Here is a 17,973-nt window from a genome sequence, read left to right as displayed (position 1 = left end):
AGAGAACCGCCCGCCGTGATCACGGCGGGCGGTTCTCCTGTCACCGGCCTTTCACTGTCCGGGCGTCGAAGGTGCCTCGCTGCCGTCCGTACGGCCGAGCTGCCGGTCGATGAAGTCGAAGATCTCCTCCGTGGACGACTCCTGGATCTTGTTGCTCACGTCCTCGGCCGGGGCCGGGCGCGCGTCGTTCCAGTTCGACAGCAGCGTCTGCAGCCGCAGCGTGATCCGCGAGCGTTCCGCCTCGTCCGCCGCGAGCTGCTTCAGCTCCAGCTCCAGCGCGTCCAGATCGGCGATCACCCGGCGCGACGCGCTGGCCGCCTCCGGCATCAGGTCCGCCAGGATCCGGCCGGCCAGGGCGTCGGGGGTGGGGTGGTCGAAGATCAGGGTTGCGGGGAGGCGGAGTGCGGTGGTGGTGGTGAGCTGGTTGCGGAGCTGGACGGCGGTGAGGGAGTCGAAGCCCAGTTCCTTGAAGGGGCGGTGCGGGTCGATGGTCTCGGCGGTGCCGTGGCCGAGGACCGCGGCGATGTTGCTGCGGACGACATCGAGGACCGCCTTGTGCCGCTGCTCCGGCTCGGGCAGCGCCGCGAGCTGGTCGGCCAGCGCGGTGCCGCCGGGCGCGCCCGCGGCCGGCGACGCGGCCGAGCGGCGGGAGGCCGGCACGAGGTCGCGGAGGAGCGCGGGCAGGTGGGGCGCGGTGCGCAGCGTGCTCGGGTTGAGCGGCACGCACAGGTGGTGCGACGCGGAGGTGGTCAGCGCGACGTCGAGGAGGCGCAGCCCGTGCTCCGTCGTGAGCGGCGTGCCGGTGCGGCTCTGCTGGTGGGTGGTGAGGTGGCCGGTGAGATCGGTGGTGTGCTTCCAGTAGCCCCAGGCGAGGCTGGTGGTGGGGAGGCCCTGCCGGGTGCGGTGGTGGGCGAGGGCGTCGAGGTAGGTGTTGGCGGCGGCGTAGTTGGCCTGGCCGGGGTTGCCGAGGGTGCCGGCGGCGGAGGAGTAGAGGACGAAGTGGGCCAGGTCCAGGTGCCGCGTCGCCTCGTGGAGGTGGTACGCGGCGTCCACCTTGGGCGCCAGGACGGGGTGCAGGTCGTCGGGGGTGAGTTGGGTGAGGGTGGCGTCGTTGAGTGCCCCGGCCGTGTGGATGACCGCGGTGAGGGGGTGCTGCTCGTCGACGGAGTCGACGAGGGTGCGTACGGCGTCGGCGTCGGTGACGTCGCAGGCCGCGACGGTGACCTGGGCGCCGAGTGCGGTGAGTTCGTCCCGGAGAGCCGTCGCGTTGGGGTGGTCTGGGCCGCTGCGTGAGGCCAGCAGGAGGTGGCGTACGCCGTGCTCGGTGACGAGGTGACGTGCCGTCAGGCTCGCGAGACCGCCGGTGCCGCCCGTGATGAGCACGGTGCCGTTCGGGTCGAGCGGCCGGGATTCCGTCGCGGCGTCGTCGGTGGAGCGGGTCAGGCGGGGGATGAGGACCGTGTTGTCGCGGAGGGCGAGTTGCGGTTCGCCCGTGGCCAGGGCGTCGGTGAGGTGCGGGACGTCGGCCGCTTGCGTCCCGGGCTCGACGCCGGTGGCGTCGGTGTCGACGAGGTGGATGCGGTCGGGGTTCTCGTTCTGAGCCGTACGGACCAGGCCCCACAGCGGCGCATGCGCCAGGTGGACGTCATCGGCCGGTGCGGTGGCCACCGCGCGGTGGGTGAGGACGACGAGGCGGCGGTCGGTCTCGTCGTTGTCGGCCAGCCAGTTCTGGACGTGGGTCAGCAGCGCCTCGGTCGCGACGTGCGCCGCGACCGGGGTGTCCTCGGCGGCCGGGACGGCCACGTACACGTCCACCCGGTCCGGATCCACCACCGCCGACTGATCGGCGGCGGCAGGGCTCCAGCCGAGGTGGAACAGGCTGTTGCGGGTGTCCTCGCTGCTCCGGGCGCTCAGCGCCGCGGCGTCGATGGGCCGGGTGTTGAGCGCCGAGACCGTCGCCACCGGCGCGCCCGTCGTGTCCCAGGCGCGCAGGGCGAGGTCGTGGCCGTGCTCGCCCGCGGGGGTGAGAGTGGCGCGTAGCCCGGTGGCGCCGGTGGCGTGGACCGACACACCGCTCCACGCGAACGGCAGCCGGAGCTGCCCGTCCGCGCCGTCGTTGTGTGCCGCGAGGGGGTGCAGTGCGGCGTCGAGGAGCGCGGGGTGGAGGGCGTGGCCGGAGGCGTCGGCGCCCTGCGGGAGGGCGATCTCCGCGTGCAGCGTCCCGTCGGCCTCCTTCCAGGCCGCGGTCACGCCCTGGAAGACCGGGCCGTACTCGTAGCCCGCCGCGGCCAGCTCGGGGTAGAGCGCGCCGACCTCGAAGGGCTCCGCACCCGCGGGCGGCCACTGGGTCAGGGGCTCGGCCGGGGTCGCGGGCTCGGCGGTGTGGGTGCCGGTGGCGTGGCAGGTCCACGGCTCGGGCTCGGCGTCGTCGGTGTGCGGCCGGGAGTGGACGGTGACCTGCCACCGGCCCGTACCGGACGAGTCGGATCCACCCTGGGGCGCGGCGGTGACCTGGAGGTCGCGGGCGCCGGTCTCCTCCAGCACCAGCGGTGCCTGGAGCGTGAGTTCTTCGAGGTGGGTGGCGCCGGTGTGGTCGCCGGCGTGCAGGGCGAGGTCGACCAGGGCGGTGCCGGGGAGGAGGACCGTACCGGCGACCGCGTGGTCGGCGAGCCACGGGTGGGTGCTCAGGCTCACCCGGCCCGTGAACACCGTGGTGCCCGCGCCGCCTTCGGCGCCGTCGGCGAGCTGGACCGCGGCGTGCAGCAGCGGGTGGGTCGTCGTGGCGAGGCCGAGGTCGGTGGCGCTCGCGAGCCGGGCCGGAGCGTTCAGCCAGTAGGGCTGGTGCTGGAACGGGTAGGTGGGAAGGCTCGGCAGGGAGCTCGCCGACCGCGGCAGGTGGGGGGCGAGGTCGACGGGGTGGTGGTGGGCGTGGAGGGTGGTGAGGGCCGCGAGGAAGCGGGCCTTGGTGCCGTTGTTGCGGATCAGCGTGGCGTGGTGGTGGGCGGCGGTGGGGTGTTGCTCGAAGGTGTCGGCCAGGGCCGCGGTCATGACCGGGTGGGGGCTGGATTCGATGAGGGTGTAGTGGCCGTCGTCAAGGAGTTGTTCGAGGGTGGTGTGGAAGTGGACGGGGTGGCGGAGGTTGTTGAACCAGTACTCCGCGTCGAGGTCCTGGTCGAAGGCAAGCAAGGACCCGGTGTGCGTCGAGTAGAAGGGGATGGTCGGGGCCACCGGCTCGATACGGGCGCGTTCGGCCAGGTCCGTGATGATCGTCTCGCGCAGGTCTTCGACGTGGGGGGTGTGTGAGGCGTAGTCGACGGGGATCAGGCGGGCGCGGATCTCCCGCTCCTGGTACGTGTGGACCAGGTCCGTCAACGGCTGGGTCTCGCCCGCGAGGATCGTGGTGTGCGGCCCGTTGATTGCGGCGACGTAGACACCCTCGGGCAGGTCTTGAAGCTCGTCTGCCGGCAGCGGGAACGAGGCCATCGTGCCGGTGCCTGCAAGGCGGGTGATGGCCTGCGCCCGTAGCGCGACGACCGCGATGGCGTCGGGCAGGGTCAGTGCTCCGGCGACGTACGCGGCGGCGATCTCGCCCTGGGAGTGGCCGATGACGGCGTCGGGCTCGACGCCCTGGTGGCGCAGGAGCTGCGCGATGCCGGTCATCACGGCGAAGAGCGCGGGCTGCACGATGTCCACGCGGTCGAGGGCGTTCTCGTCCTCGCTGGCCAGGACGTCGAGCAGATCCCAGTCGCACCAGCGCGACAGCTCATCGCGGCACGCGGCGAGATGCGCGGCGAAGACCGGCTCCTCGGCGGCCAGTTCGTAGCCCATACGGGTCCACTGCGAGCCCTGCCCCGGGAACACGAACGCCGTCTTCCCCGCGGCCACAGGCCCCGGTCCCGTGACCAGTGCCGGGTGTGCGGCACCTGTGGCCAGTGCGGTCAGTGCCTCGCGCAGTTCGTCGCGGTCGGCGGTGACGATGCCGGCGCGGTGCTCCATCTTCGACCGGCCGGACCACAGCCGTCCGGCCAGTGCGCCCACCTCGATCTCGGGGTGCTCCTCGACGTACGCCGCAAGCTGCTCGGCGCTCTGCGCCAGCGCGCCCGCCGTACGGGCGGAAACCACCACCGGAACCGGCGCCGCCCCCGCCTCCGGCTCAGCCTCGGCCTCCGGCAGGACCGGAGCCGCTTCCAGGATCAGGTGCGCGTTGGTGCCGCTCATGCCGAACGACGACACCGCCGCCCGCCGCGGCTCACCGTCCTCCGTCCAGGGGCGGGCCTCCGTCAGCAGCTCGATGTGGCCCGCGTCCCAGTCGACATGGCTCGTGGGCATGTCGACGTTGAGCGTCGGGGGCAGGACACCATGCCGCATGGCCTCGACCATCTTGATGACGCCGGCGACACCGGCCGCGGCCTGGGTGTGGCCGATGTTGGACTTGATGGAGCCCAGCCACAGCGGATTCTCTTCGGAGTGCGCCTGGCCGTACGTCTCCAGCAGGGCCTGCGCCTCGATCGGGTCGCCCAGCGTCGTGCCCGTGCCGTGCGCCTCGACGGCGTGGACCTGGTCGCCGGTCAGCCCGGCGTTGGCGAGCGCCTGTTCGATGACGCGGCGCTGCGACGGGCCGTTGGGCGCGGTGAGGCCGTTCGACGCACCGTCCTGGTTGACGGCGGAGCCGCGGACGACGGCGAGCACTTCGTGTCCGTTGCGCCGCGCGTCCGACAGCCGCTCGACCAGCACCAGACCGACGCCCTCGCCCCAGCCGGTGCCGTCGGCGGCGTCGGCGAAGGGCTTGCAGCGGCCGTCGGCGGCCAGGCCGCGCTGCCGGGAGAAGACCTGGAAGGTGCCCGGCGTGGCCATGATGGTCGCGCCGCCGGCGAGGGCGAGATCGCACTCCCCGTTACGCAGCGCCTGCGCCGCGAGGTGGAGGGCGACCAGCGACGACGAGCAGGCCGTGTCCACGGTCATGGCCGGACCCTCGAGACCGAAGGTGTACGCCACCCGGCCCGAGGCGATGCTCGCGGAGCCGCCCGTGGCGAAGTAGCCCTCCAGGTGGTCCGGCGCGTCGTGCATGCGCATCAGGTAGTCCTGCGAGATGACGCCCGCGAACACGCCGGTGCTGCTGCCCTTGAGGCTGGTGGGGTCGATGCCCGCCCGCTCGAACGCCTCCCAGGCGGTCTCCAGCAGCAGCCGCTGCTGGGGATCGGTGGCCAGGGCCTCGCGCGGGTTCATGTGGAAGAAGTCCGCGTCGAACCGCCCGGCGTCGTACAGGAACGCGCCCTTGCGGGTGTACATCTTGCCCGGCGCGTCCGGGTCCGGGTCGTAGAGGCCGTCGAGGTCCCAGCCGCGGTCGTCCGGCAGGTCGCCGATCGCCTCGACGCCCTCGGAGACCAGCCTCCACAGATCCTCGGGCCGCCGCATCCCGCCGGGGTAGCGGCAGGCCATCGAGACGATCACGATCGGGTCGTCGTCGGCCACGGCCGCGACCTGCTTCGCCGCGCGCAGCCGCGGCTGCTCGTCCAGCAGCTTGCCCCGCAGGAAGACCGACAGCTCGGTGAGCGTCGGGTGGTCGAAGACCAGGGTGGAGGGGAGCTGGAGCGCGGTGGCGTTGGTGAGCCGGTTGCGCAGCTCGACGGCGGTGAGGGAGTCGAAGCCCAGCTCCTTGAACGGGCGTTGCGGATCGATGGTCTCCGGGCGCGCGTGGCCGAGGACCGCCGCGACGTTGCTGCGGATCAGGTCCAGCACCAGCCGGTCCTGCTCGGCCTCGTCGAGCCCGGCCAGTTCCTCGGCGAGCCCCGAGCGCCGTACCGCGCTCGCACCCGCGGCGGTCGCGCGGCGCGCGGTGGCCGGTACGAGGTCGCGGAGCAGCGCCGGCACCTTGGGCGCGCGGCGCAGGGCCGCCGGCTCGATCGGCATGCAGACCAGCGTTGACTCGGGCCGGTCCCGGAGCGCGACGTCGAAGAGGTGCAGGCCGTGCTCGGTGGTGAGCGGCTTCCCGGTGCGGCCCTGCTGGTCGGCGGTGAGGTGCTGGGTGAGGCCGGTGGCCTGCTTCCAGTAGCCCCAGGCGAGGCTGGTGGTCGGCAGGCCGAGCCGGTTGCGGTGGTGGGCGAGGGCGTCCACGTAGGTGTTGGCGGCGGCGTAGTTCGACTGCCCCGGGTTGCCGAGGGTGCCGGCCGCGGAGGAGTAGACGACGAAGTGCGCCAGGTCGAGGTGCCGGGTCGCCTCGTGCAGGTGGTAGGTGGCGTCGACCTTCGGCGCCAGGACCGGGTGCAGGTCGTCCGGGGTGAGCTGGGTGAGGACGGCGTCGTTCAGCGCGCCCGCCGTGTGGATGACGGCGGTCAGCGGGTGGTCGTCGCCGATGGAGCCGACGAGGGCGCGTACGGCGTCGGCGTCGGTGACGTCGCAGGCCGCGAGGGTCACCTGGGCGCCGAGTGCGGTGAACTCGTCGCGGAGAGCCGTCGCGTTGGGGTGGCCGGGGCCGCTGCGGGAGGCCAGCAGGAGGTGGCGTACGCCGTGCTCGGTGACCAGGTGACGTGCGGTCAGTCCGGCGAGGACGCCGGTGCCGCCGGTGATGAGCACCGTGCCGTTCGGGTCGAGCGGCCTGGGCAGGGTGAGGATCAGCTTGCCGGTGTGCCGGGCCTGGCTCAGGTAGCGCAGGGCCTGGCGGGCCTGCCGTACGTCGAACGAGGTGGTGGGCAGCGGGGCCAGCACGCCTTCGGCGAACAGCTCGGTGAGATGCGCCAGGATCTGCTGGATCCGGTCCGGGCCCGCCTCGATGAGGTCGAAGTTCCGGTACTCGGCGCCGTGTTCGGCCTGGACCGCCTGCGGGTCGCGGATGTCCGTCTTGCCCATCTCGATGAACCGGCCGCCGGGGCGTACGAGGCGCAGGGAGGCGTCGGTGAACTCGTGGGCGAGGGCGTTGAGGACGACATCCACGCCCTGGTCCGGGCCGTGGGCGCGGAAGTGGTCCTCGAACTCCAGCGTGCGGCTGGACGCGATGTGGTGCTCGTCCAGGCCCTGCGCGTACAGCAGGTGCTGCTTGGCAGGGCTGGCGGTGGCGTAGACGTCGGCGCCGAAGTGGCGGGCGAGTTGGAGTGCGGCGGAGCCGACGCCGCCGGTGGCGGCGTGGAGCAGCAGCGACTCGCCGGCCTCCAGCCGCCCGAGGTCCTTCAGCGCGAAGTACGCCGTGAGGAAGGCGACCGGAATCCCTGCCGCCTGGGTGGAGGACCACTCCGCCGGTACGGGCGTGAGCAGCCGGTGGTCGGTGATCGCCCGGCTGCCGGCGCCCTCGGGCATGAGACCCATGACGCGGTCGCCGACCGCCACGCTCGTGACGTCGGCGCCGACCTCGGTCACCACGCCCGCGCCCTCGCTGCCCAGCGGGGCGTCGCCCGGGTACATGCCCAGGGCGATGAGCGTGTCGCGGAAGTTCAGCCCGACCGCGTGCAGTTGCACGCGGACCTGGCTGCCGGTCAGCGGCGCGTCCCACTCGGGGGCGGGCCGGCAGGCGAGCGCCTCCAGCGTGCCGTCGCCGTCGCTCGCCAGCTTCCACGTGCCCTCCGGCACGTCCAGTACGCCGCTCTCCGCGCCCGTCGCGCGCACGAGGCGCGCGACCAGCACCTGGCCGCCGCGGACGGCGGTCTGGGGCTCACCGGTGGCGAGGGCGTCGGCGAGGTGCGGGATGCCGGCGGCTCCGGCGTTCGCGTCGATGCCGGCGGCGTCGGTGTCCACGAGGCGGATGCGGTCGGGGTTCTCGTTCTGGGCGCTGCGGAGCAGGCCCCAGAGCGGGGCGTGGGCCAGGTGGACGTCCTCGGCCGGGTGGGTGGCGACGGCCCGGTGGGTGAGGACGACGAGTTGCCGGTCGGTCTCGTCGTTGGCGGCCAGCCAGTCCTGTACGTGGCCCAGCAGCGCCTCGGTCGCGACGTGTGCCGCGGCCGGGGTGTCCTCGCCCGCGGGCGCGGCGACGTACACGTCGTACCGATCCAAGTCCGCGGGCTCGTCCCCCTCCGTCCCGGCAGGGCTCCAGGAGAGGTGGAAGAGGCTGTTGCGGGTCGCGGCGCCGGTGTCGGCCGCGCTGGTCAGCGCCGAGGCGTCGACGGCCCTGGTGTTGAGGGCGCCGATGGTGGCGACGGGGGCACCCGTGGGGTCCCAGGCGCGGAGCGCGAGGTCGTGGCCCTGGTCGCCGGTGGGGGTGATCGTCGCGCGGAGGTGGGTGGCGCCGGTGGCGTGGACGGACACACCGGTCCACGCGAACGGCAGCCGCAGTTGCGCGTCCTTCTCCCCTCCGGTCTTGGCGCCGCCCTGGGCCGCCAGCGGGTGCAGGGCCGCGTCGAGGAGGGCGGGGTGGATCGTGTGCCCGTCGGGGTCGGTGTCGTCGGGCAGGGCGATCTCGGCGTGCAGCGTGCCGTCGGGCTGCGCCCACGCCGCCGTGACGCCGCGGAAGGCGGGCCCGTACGCGTAGCCGCCCGCGGCCAGCCGGGGGTAGATCTCCGACACGTCGAGCGCCTGCGCGCCCGTGGGCGGCCACTGGGTCAAGGGCTCGGCCGGGGTCGCCGGTTCGGCGGTGAGGGTGCCGGTGGCGTGGCAGGTCCACGGCTCGGGCTCGGCCTCGTCGTCCGCGTGGGGCCTGGAGTGGATCGTGACCTGCCAGCCGTCCGCGTCGGGGTGGGGCCCCGCGGTGACCTGGAGGTCGCGGGCGCCGGATTCTTCCAGCAGCAGAGGTGCCTGGAGCGTCAGTTCTTCGAGGTGGGTGGCGCCCGTGTGGTCACCGGCGTGCAGAGCGAGGTCGACCAGCGCGGTGCCGGGCAGCAGGACCGTACCCGCGACGGCGTGGTCGGCGAGCCACGGGTGGCTGCTCAGGCCGACGCGGCCGGTGAACACCACGGTGCCGGTGGCGCCGGTGCCCGTCTCGTCCGCGAGCGGGACCGCGGCGTGGAGCAGCGGGTGGGTGGTGGTGCCCAGACCGAGGTCCGACGCGCTGGTGAGCTGGGCGGAGCCGTGAAGCCAGTAGCTCTCCCGCTGGAACGGATAGGTGGGCAGCTCGGGCACCCGGTCGGCGGGCTGATCGGTCCGCGGGAAGTGAGGGGCGAGGTCGACGGGGTGGTGGTGGGTGTGGAGGGAGGTGAGTGCCGTGAGGAAGCGGACCTTGGTGTCGTCGTTGCGGACGAGGGTGGCGTGGTGCCGGGCCGGGGTGGCGCGCTGCTCGAAGGTGTCGGCGAGCGCGGCGGTCATGACCGGGTGGGGACTCGATTCGATGAGGGTGTAGTGGCCGTCGTCGAGGAGCTGTTCGAGGGTGGTGTGGAAGTGGACGGGGTGGCGGAGGTTGTTGAACCAGTACTCCGCGTCGAGGTCCTGGTCGAAGGCGAGGAGGGACCCGGTGTGGGTCGAGTAGAACGGGATGGCCGGGGCCATCGGTTCGATGCCGGCGCGTTCTGCCAGGTCCGTGATGATCGTCTCGCGCAGGTCTTCGACGTGGGGGGTGTGCGAGGCGTAGTCCACGGGGATCAGGCGGGCGCGGATCTCCCGCTCCTGGTACGCGTGGACCAGAGCGGTGAGCGGCTGGGTCTCGCCCGCGAGGATCGTGGTGTGCGGCCCGTTGATCGCGGCGACGTAGACGCCCTCGGGCAGGTCGCCCAATTCGTCCTGGGGCAGCGGGAACGAGGCCATGGTGCCGGTGCCTGCGAGTCGAGTGATGGCCTGCGCCCGCAGGGCCACCACGGCGATCGCGTCGGAGAGCGTGAGTGCTCCGGCGACGTATGCGGCGGCGATCTCGCCCTGGGAGTGGCCGATGACGGCGTCCGGTTCCACGCCGTGGTGGCGTAGCAACTCGGCGATGCCGGTCATGACCGCGAACAGCGCGGGCTGCACGACATCCACGCGATCCAGGGCGTTCTCGTCCTCGCTGGCCAGGACCTCCAGGAGGTCCCAGTCGCACCAGCGCGACAGCTCATCGCGGCACGCGGCCAGGTGCTCCGCGAAAGCGGGCTCCTCCGCGGCGAGTTGGTAGCCCATACGGGTCCACTGCGAGCCCTGTCCGGGGAACACGAACGCGGTCTTCCCCGCGTTGGCCGTGCCAGGCCCGGTCACCAGTGCCGGGTGCGCCGCACCTGTGGCCAGTGCGGTCAGTGCCTCGCGCAGTTCGTCGCGGTCGGCGGTGACGATGCCCGCGCGGTGCTCCATCTTCGACCGGCCGGACCACAGCCGTCCGGCCAGCGCGCCCACTTCGATCTCGGGGTGCTGCTCGACGTACGCGGCAAGTTGCTCGGCGCTCTGCGCCAGCGCGCCCGCCGTACGGGCGGAAACCACCACCGGCACCGGCGCCGCCTCCGGAGCCGGCTCCGCCGACGGCGCATCCGCCGCGGTCTCCACCGGCGCCGCCTCCAGCACCACGTGCGCGTTCGTGCCGCTGATGCCGAACGACGACACGGCCGCCCGGTACGGCTCGTCGCTCTCGGGCCACGGCGTCGACTCCGTGATCAGCGAGATGGTGCCGGAGCTCCAGTCGACGTGCTGGGACGGCTCGTTGACGTGGAGGGTGGGGGGCAGCATGCCGTGGCGCATGGCCTCGACCATCTTCATGACGCCCGCCACGCCCGCCGCGGCCTGGGTGTGGCCGATGTTGGACTTGATGGAGCCCAGCCACAGCGGCCGTTCGGGGCTGTGCTCGCGCCCGTAGGTCGCGAGCAGCGCCTGCGCCTCGATCGGGTCGCCCAGCGCCGTGCCCGTGCCGTGCGCCTCCACGGCGTCCACCTGACCGGGCGTCAGGCCGGCGCTGGCCAGCGCCTGTTCGATGACGCGCTGCTGCGAGGGGCCGTTGGGGGCGGTGAGCCCGTTCGACGCACCGTCCTGGTTGATCGCGGAGCCCTTCAGCACCGCCAGCACCTTGTGCCCGTTGCGCCGCGCGTCGGACAGCCGCTCCAGCAGCACCAGGCCGACGCCCTCGCCCCAGCCCGTACCGTCCGCCGCGTCGGCGAACGCCTTGCACCGGCCGTCCACGGACAGCACGCGCTGCCGGGAGAACTCGATGAACGCACCCGGGCTCGACATCACGGTGGCGCCGCCCGCGAGGGCGAGATCGCACTCGCCGTTCCGCAGCGCCTGCGCGGCGAGGTGGAGGGCGACCAGCGACGACGAGCACGCGGTGTCGATCGTCACCGCCGGGCCCTCGAGACCGAAGGTGTACGCCACCCGGCCCGAGGCCACGCTTGCCGCGCTGCCGTTGCCGAGATAGCCCTCGAAGCCCTCCGGGGCGTTCTGCATCAGCCGCGAGGCGTAGTCGCCGTAGATCACGCCCGCGTAGACCGCGGTGCTGCTGCCCCTGAGCGTGGCCGGGTCGATGCCCGCCCGCTCGAACGCCTCCCACGAGGTCTCCAGCAGCAGCCGCTGCTGCGGGTCCGTCGCCAGCGCCTCGCGCGGGTTCATCCGGAAGAAGTCGGCGTCGAACTCGTCGGCCTCGTGCAGGAACGTGCCGTAGCTGGTGTAGCTCTTGCCCGTCGCCGCCGGGTCGGGGTCGAAGAGGTTCTCCAGGTCCCAGCCGCGGTTCGTCGGGAAGCCGGAGAGACCTTCGCGGCCCTCGGCGACGAGCTTCCACAGGTCGGCGGCGGAGTGCACGTCGCCGGGGAAGCGGCACGCCATCGACACGATGACGACCGGATCGTCCGCGGTGTCGGTGCTCACGAGCTGCGGCGCCGTCGCGCGCGGCGCCGACTCCAGCACCTCGGCGCCGATGTGGTCGGCGAGGAATTGCGCGGTCGGGTAGTCGAAGATCAGGGTCGCAGGCAGCCGCAGCCCGGTGGCGGCGTCGAGCCGGTTGCGCAGCTCGACCGCGGTGAGGGAGTCGAACCCGAGGTCGTTGAACGGCGCCTGCGCGTCCACCGCGGCGGCGTCGCTGTGCCCCAGGACGGCGGCGGCGTTGGTGCGCACCAGGTCGAGCAGCAGGCGCTGCCGCTCGGCTGCCGACAGCCCGGCGAGTTGCGCCGCGAGCCCCGAGACCTCGCTCGGCGCGGCGGCCGCGGCCGCCCGGCGCCGCGCCCGCGGGGCGAGGTCGCGCAGGAGGGCGGGGACGCGCTCGCCGGTGCGGAGGGTGGCCGGGTTCAGCGGGACGCAGAGGTGGTACGGGGACGGGGTGGCGAGGGCGGCGTCGAGGAGCTTCAGGCCGTGCTCGGTGCTGAGCGCCGCGTCGCTGCGGGCCACCTCGCTGTCGCCGAGATGCTTGGTGAGGTCGGTGGTGTGCTTCCAGTAGCCCCAGGCGAGGCTCGTGGTGGGCAGGCCCTGCTGGGTGCGGTGGTGGGCGAGGGCGTCCAGGTAGGTGTTGGCGGCGGCGTAGTTGGCCTGCCCCGGGTTGCCCAGGGTGCCGGCCGCCGACGAGTAGAGGACGAAGTGGGCCAGGTCCAGGTGGCGCGTCGCCTGGTGCAGGTGGTACGCGGCGTCGACCTTCGGCGCCAGTACCGGGTGCAGCGTCTCCGGGGTGAGCTGGGTCAGGATCGTGTCGTCGAGCACACCCGGGGTGTGGATCACCGCGGTCAGCGGGTGCCGCTCGTCGACGGAGGCGATGAGGGTGTGGACGGCGTGGGCGTCGGTGACGTCGCAGGCCGCGAGGGTGACCTGGGCGCCGAGTTCGGTGAGTTCGGCGCGCACGGCGTCGGCGTCGCGGTGGCCGGGGCCGCTACGTGAGGCCAGCAGGAGGTGGCGTACGCCGTGCTCGGCGACGAGGTGACGGGCCGTCAGCCTCGCGAGGCCGCCGGTGCCGCCCGTGATCAGCACGGTGCCGTCCGGGTCGAGCGGGCGGGGGAGGGTGAGGATCAGCTTGCCCGTGTGCCGGGCCTGGCTGAGGTGCCGTAGCGCGTTGGGGGCGTGGCGTACGTCGAAGCAGGTGGTCCGCGGGGCCGTGAGGTGGCCCGCGGCGAAGAGTGCGGCCAGGTCGGTCAGCATCTCCTGGATGCGGTCGGGACCGGCCTCGATGAGGTCGAAGTTCTGGTAGCGGACCCGGTGGTCGGCCTCGACGGCCCGCGGGTCACGGACGTCGGTCTTGCCCATCTCCAGGAACCGGCCGCCGGGGCGCAGCAGGCGCAGCGACGCGTCGGTGAACTCGTGGGCGAGCGCGTTGAGCACCACGTCGACACCCTGGTGCGGGGTGTGGGCGCGGAAGTGGTCCTCGAAGTCGAGGGAGCGGCTGGACGCGACGTGCTGCTCGTCCAGGCCCTGCGCGTAGAGCAGGTGGTGCTTGCCGGGGCTGGCCGTGGCATAGACGTCGGCGCCCCAGTGGCGGGCGAGCTGGAGCGCGGCGGAGCCGACGCCGCCGGTCGCGGCGTGCAGCAGCAGCGACTCGCCGGCCGCCAGACCGCCGAGGTCCCTGAGCCCGTAGTACGCGGTGAGGTACGCCACCGGGACGCCGGCCGCGTCGGTGAACGACCACCCCTCGGGGACGGCGGTGACCATGCGGTGGTCGGTGACCGTCTGCGCGCCCACGCCGTTCGGGAACATGCCCATGACGCGGTCGCCGACCTTGACGTTGGCGACGTCGGCGCCGACCTCGGTCACGACGCCCGCGCCCTCGCTGGCCAGCAGCGCCTCGCCCGGGTACATGCCGAGGGTGATCAGGGCGTCGCGGAAGTTGAGCCCGATGGCCCGTACCGCGACGCGCACCTGGTGCGGAGCCAGTGTCTCGGGGAGGTTCGGGTTCGGCAGGAAGGCGAGGTTGTCGAACGTGCCGGAGGCGGTCTTGTCCAGCCGCCAGGACTCCTCACCGGCGGGAATCGCCAGCGCGTCGGCGGCCCCCTCGGTGGAGCGGGCCAGCCGGGGGACGAGGACCTGGTCGTGGCGGAGCGCGAGCTGCGGTTCGCCGGTCGCCAGGGCGTCGAGCAGGTGGGGGACGGCGGCGGGGTCGCCGCCGGTGACGGCATCGACGGCGGTGTCGGTGTCGACGAGGTGGATGCGGTCGGGGTTCTCGTTCTGGGCGGTACGGACCATGCCCCACAGCGGCGTGTGCGGGAGGTGCACGTCGTCGGCCGGGCCGGTCGCGACGGCGCGGTGGGTGAGGACGACGAGGCGGCGGTCGGTCCGGTCGTTGGCGGCCAGCCAGCCCTGTACGTGGGTCAGCAGTGCCTCCGTCGCGGCGTGCGCGGCGGTGGGGCCGTCGTCCTCGGCGGGAGCCGCGACGTAGAGGTCCACCAGCTCCGGTGTGACCCGCTCGGCCTCGGCGGGCTGCTCGGCGGCGGCCGCGTTCCAGGCGAGGTGGAAGAGGCTGTTGCGGGTGGCGGTGTCGGCGTGGGGGCCGCCGGTGAGCGCCGAGGCGTCGACCGGGCGGGAGTTGAGCGCGGAGACGGTGGCGACGGGCGCGCCGGAGGGGTCCCACGTGTGCAGCGTCAGATCGTGGCCGTGCTCTCCGGCCGGAATGAGGGTGGCGCGCAGGTGGGTGGCGCCGGTGGCGTGGACGGTGACGCCGGTCCAGGCGAAGGGCAGCCGGAGCCGGCCGTCGGCGCCGTCCTTGTCGTCCTTGCCGAGGTTCTCGGCCGCGAGCGGGTGGAGGGCGGCGTCGAGCAGGGCGGGATGGATGGTGTGGCCGGACGCGTCGGCGTCCTCGGGCAGGGCGATCTCGGCGTGGAGGGTGCCGTCGGCGCCGCGCCAGGCGGCGGTGACGCCCTGGAAGGCGGGCCCGTACTCGTAGCCCGCGGCCTGCAAGCGGGGGTAGAGGTCGGTGACCTCCACGGGCTCCGCGCCGGCCGGCGGCCACTGGGCCAGCGCCGGGGCCGGGTGAGCGGAGGCGTCCGCGTCGGTCGTGAGGATGCCGGTGGCGTGGCAGGTCCAGGGCTCCGGCTCGGCGTCGTCCGCGGTGTGGCGGCGCGAGTGGATCGTCACCTGCCACCGGCCGCCGTCCTCGCCCTCTGCCCCGGCGAGGGGGGCGGTGGTGACCTGGACGTCGTGCGTACCGGCCTCGTCCATCGTGAGGGGCGCGTGCAGGGTCAGCTCTTGCAGGTGGGTGGTGCCGGTGTGGTCGCCGGTGTGCAGGGCGAGGTCGACAAGGGCGGTGCCGGGGAGGAGGACCGTACCGGCGACGGCGTGGTCGGCGAGCCACGGGTGGGTGGAGAGGCTGAGGCGGCCGGTGAAGACCGTCGTACCGGCCGAGCCCGCGCCGCCCCCGGTGGTGTCCGCGAGTTGCACGGCGGCGCTGAGGAGGGCGTGGGCGGTGCCGAGTTGGCCGAGGTCGGTCGCGCTGGTGAGCGCGGCGGGCGCGTCGAGCCAGAAGGGGCGGTGCTGGAAGGGATAGGTGGGGAGGACGGGGAGCTTGGCCGCGGTCTCGGGGAGGCGGGGGGTGAGGTCGGTGGGGTGGTGGTGGGTGTGGAGTGCGGTGAGGGTGGTGAGGTGGGTGCGGGTTTCCGTCGGCAGGTGGGGGGTGCTGCGGACGCTGGAGGGGAGATGGGGGGTGAGGGTGGGGTGGGGTGCGAGTTCGGTGAAGAGGCTGATGCCGTCGGTCTCGGTGAGGTGGGTGATGCCTTGGTGGAAGCGGACGGGTTGGCGGATGTGCTGGGCCCAGTAGTGGGCGTCGTGGTGCTGGTCGCTGGCGGCGGGCTGGCCCGTGACGTTGGAGATGACGGGGATGTCCGCCTCGCCGAGGGTGTGGCGGGCGAAGAGGTCCGTCAGGTGGTCGGTGAAGGCGTCGAGGATCGGTTCGGTGTGGGCGGTGTGGAAGGCGTGCGCGACCTTCAGCGCCTTGGTACGGATACCGGCCTCGGTCAGCTCCCGGCCGAGCGCCTCCAGTGCGTCGAGGGGGCCGGCGAGGGCGGTGGAGACCTCGGAGTTGTACGCGGCGACGCCCACTTCGGGGTGATTATGCAGGTATGGGGTGAGGGTGTCGGCGTCGGTGTTGACGGCGAGCATGCCGGTGCCCTCGGGCAGGGTGTGGAGGAGTTTGGCGCGGGTGGCGACCATGTCGGCGGCGACGGCGAGGGGCAGGGTGCCGGTGAGGTGGGCGGCGGAGAGTTCGCCGATGGAGTGGCCGATCAGCGCGGTGGGCTGCACGCCCGTCGTCTGGAGCAGGCGGTAGCCGGCGACGTGGTGGGCGAAGAGAGCCGGCTGGGTGTAGAGCGTGGTCTCCAGCAGCGCGGCGTGCTCGCTGCCGGGTTCGGCGAACATCACGTCCCGTAGCGGGACTTCGGTGTCGAGGTGCCGGTCCAGCACCGCGCAGACCTCGTCCAGGGCCTCGGCGTAGGCGGGGAAGTTCTCGTACAGCTCGCGGCCCATGCCGGGGCGCTGGCTGCCCTGCCCGGAGAACATCACGGCCAACTGCCCGCCGGTCTCGACCGAGCCGGGGCCGGTGACGAGGGCGGGGTGCGTGGCGCCGGTGGCCAGGGCGGTGAGGGCTTCACGGAGTTCGTCGCGGTCGGCGGTGACGACACCGGCGCGGTGTTCCAGCTTCGCTCGCCCCGACCACAGCCCTACCGCCAGCGCGCCGACCTCGACCTGGGGGTGCTCCTCGACGTAGGTTGCCAGCCGGGCCGCGACCTCCGCGAGGGCGGCCGTCGTACGGGCGGAAACCACGACCGGCACCGGCGAGGGCTCGGCCTTCGCATCGGTATCGGCCGGCTGTGCGGGTTCCGGTGCGGCTTCGAGGATGACGTGGGCGTTGGTGCCGCTGATCCCGAACGACGAGACCGCCGAGCGCCGCGGCTCGCCCGTCTCGGGCCAGGGCTGGGTCTCGGTGAGCAGGGAGACGTGGCCCGCGGTCCAGTCGACGTGACTGCTGGGCTCGTCCACGTGCAGCGTGGGCGGCAGCACACCGTGGCGCATCGCCTCGACCATCTTGATGACACCCGCGACACCCGCGGCGGCCTGGGTGTGCCCGATGTTCGACTTCACCGCACCCAGCCACAACGGACGCTCAGCACTGTGCGCCCGACCATAGGTCGCCAGCAGCGCCTGCGCCTCGATCGGATCACCCAGCGTCGTACCCGTACCGTGCGCCTCCACCGCATCGATCTGACCCGCACTCAGCCGCGCGCTGGCCAGGGCCTGCTCGATGACCCGCTGCTGCGACGGCCCGTTCGGCGCCGTCAGCCCGTTCGACGCACCATCCTGATTGACCGCAGAACCCCGCAGCACCGCAAGAATCTCGTGCCCGTTACGCTCCGCATCCGACAACCGCTCCAGCAGCACGAAACCGACGCCCTCGCCCCAGCCCGTACCATCCGCAGCCTCCGCAAACGGCTTACACCGCCCATCCGGCGCCAACCCCCGCTGCCGCGAAAACTCCACAAACACACCCGGCGTCGCCATCACCGTCACACCACCGGCAAGCGCCAACTCACACTCACCGTTACGCAACGCCTGCGCGGCCAAATGCATACTCACCAGCGACGACGAACACGCCGTATCCACCGTCACCGCCGGACCCTCAAGACCGAACGTGTACGCCACCCGACCCGACGCCACACTCGCCGCACCACCATTGCCCAGAAAGCCCTCATAGCCCTCCGGGATCTGGTGCATGAGCCGGCCGGTGTAGTCGTCGTACATGACGCCGGCGAAGACGCCCGTCTTGCTGCCCTTGAGGGAGTGGGAGTCGATGCCCGCGCGCTCGAACGTCTCCCAGGCCGCCTCCAGCAGGAGCCGCTGCTGCGGGTCCGTGGCCGTGGCCTCCCGCGGGCTCATGCCGAAGAACTCGGGGTCGAACTCGTCCGCCGAGTGCAGGAAGCCGCCCTCGCGGGCGTAGCTCTTCCCGGTCCTGTCGGGGTCCGGGTCGTAGAGGCCCTCGACGTCCCAGCCGCGGTTCCCGGGGAAGCCGGAGATCGCGTCCGTGCCCGCGGCGACCAGTTGCCACAGGTCCTCCGGCGAACGCACCCCGCCCGGGTACCGGCAGGCCATCGAAACGATCGCAATCGGCTCCTGCCTTGCCGTCTCGGCGTCCTGCAGGCGCTGCCGCGTCTGGTGCAGCTCGGCGACTGCGCGGGTCAGGTACTCCCGAAGCTTGGCTTCGTCCGACAT

The 17,973-nt window shown here is 73.1% G+C and carries 1 protein-coding gene; it reads right to left on the bottom strand.

What is annotated here, in order from left to right; all coding sequences use genetic code 11:
- Nucleotides 1-51 precede the first annotated feature (51 nt).
- Nucleotides 52-17,973, bottom strand: coding sequence for a type I polyketide synthase (locus tag DMB38_RS37420; protein ID WP_276314940.1), 17,922 nt, complete (start codon nucleotides 17,971-17,973; stop codon nucleotides 52-54).

The sequence above is a fragment of the Streptomyces sp. WAC 06738 genome (assembly GCF_003945505.1).
In the GTDB taxonomy this organism is placed as follows: domain Bacteria; phylum Actinomycetota; class Actinomycetes; order Streptomycetales; family Streptomycetaceae; genus Streptomyces.
Note: the sequence above shows the minus strand (reverse complement) of the source record. Positions and strands in the feature narration are given on the sequence as shown.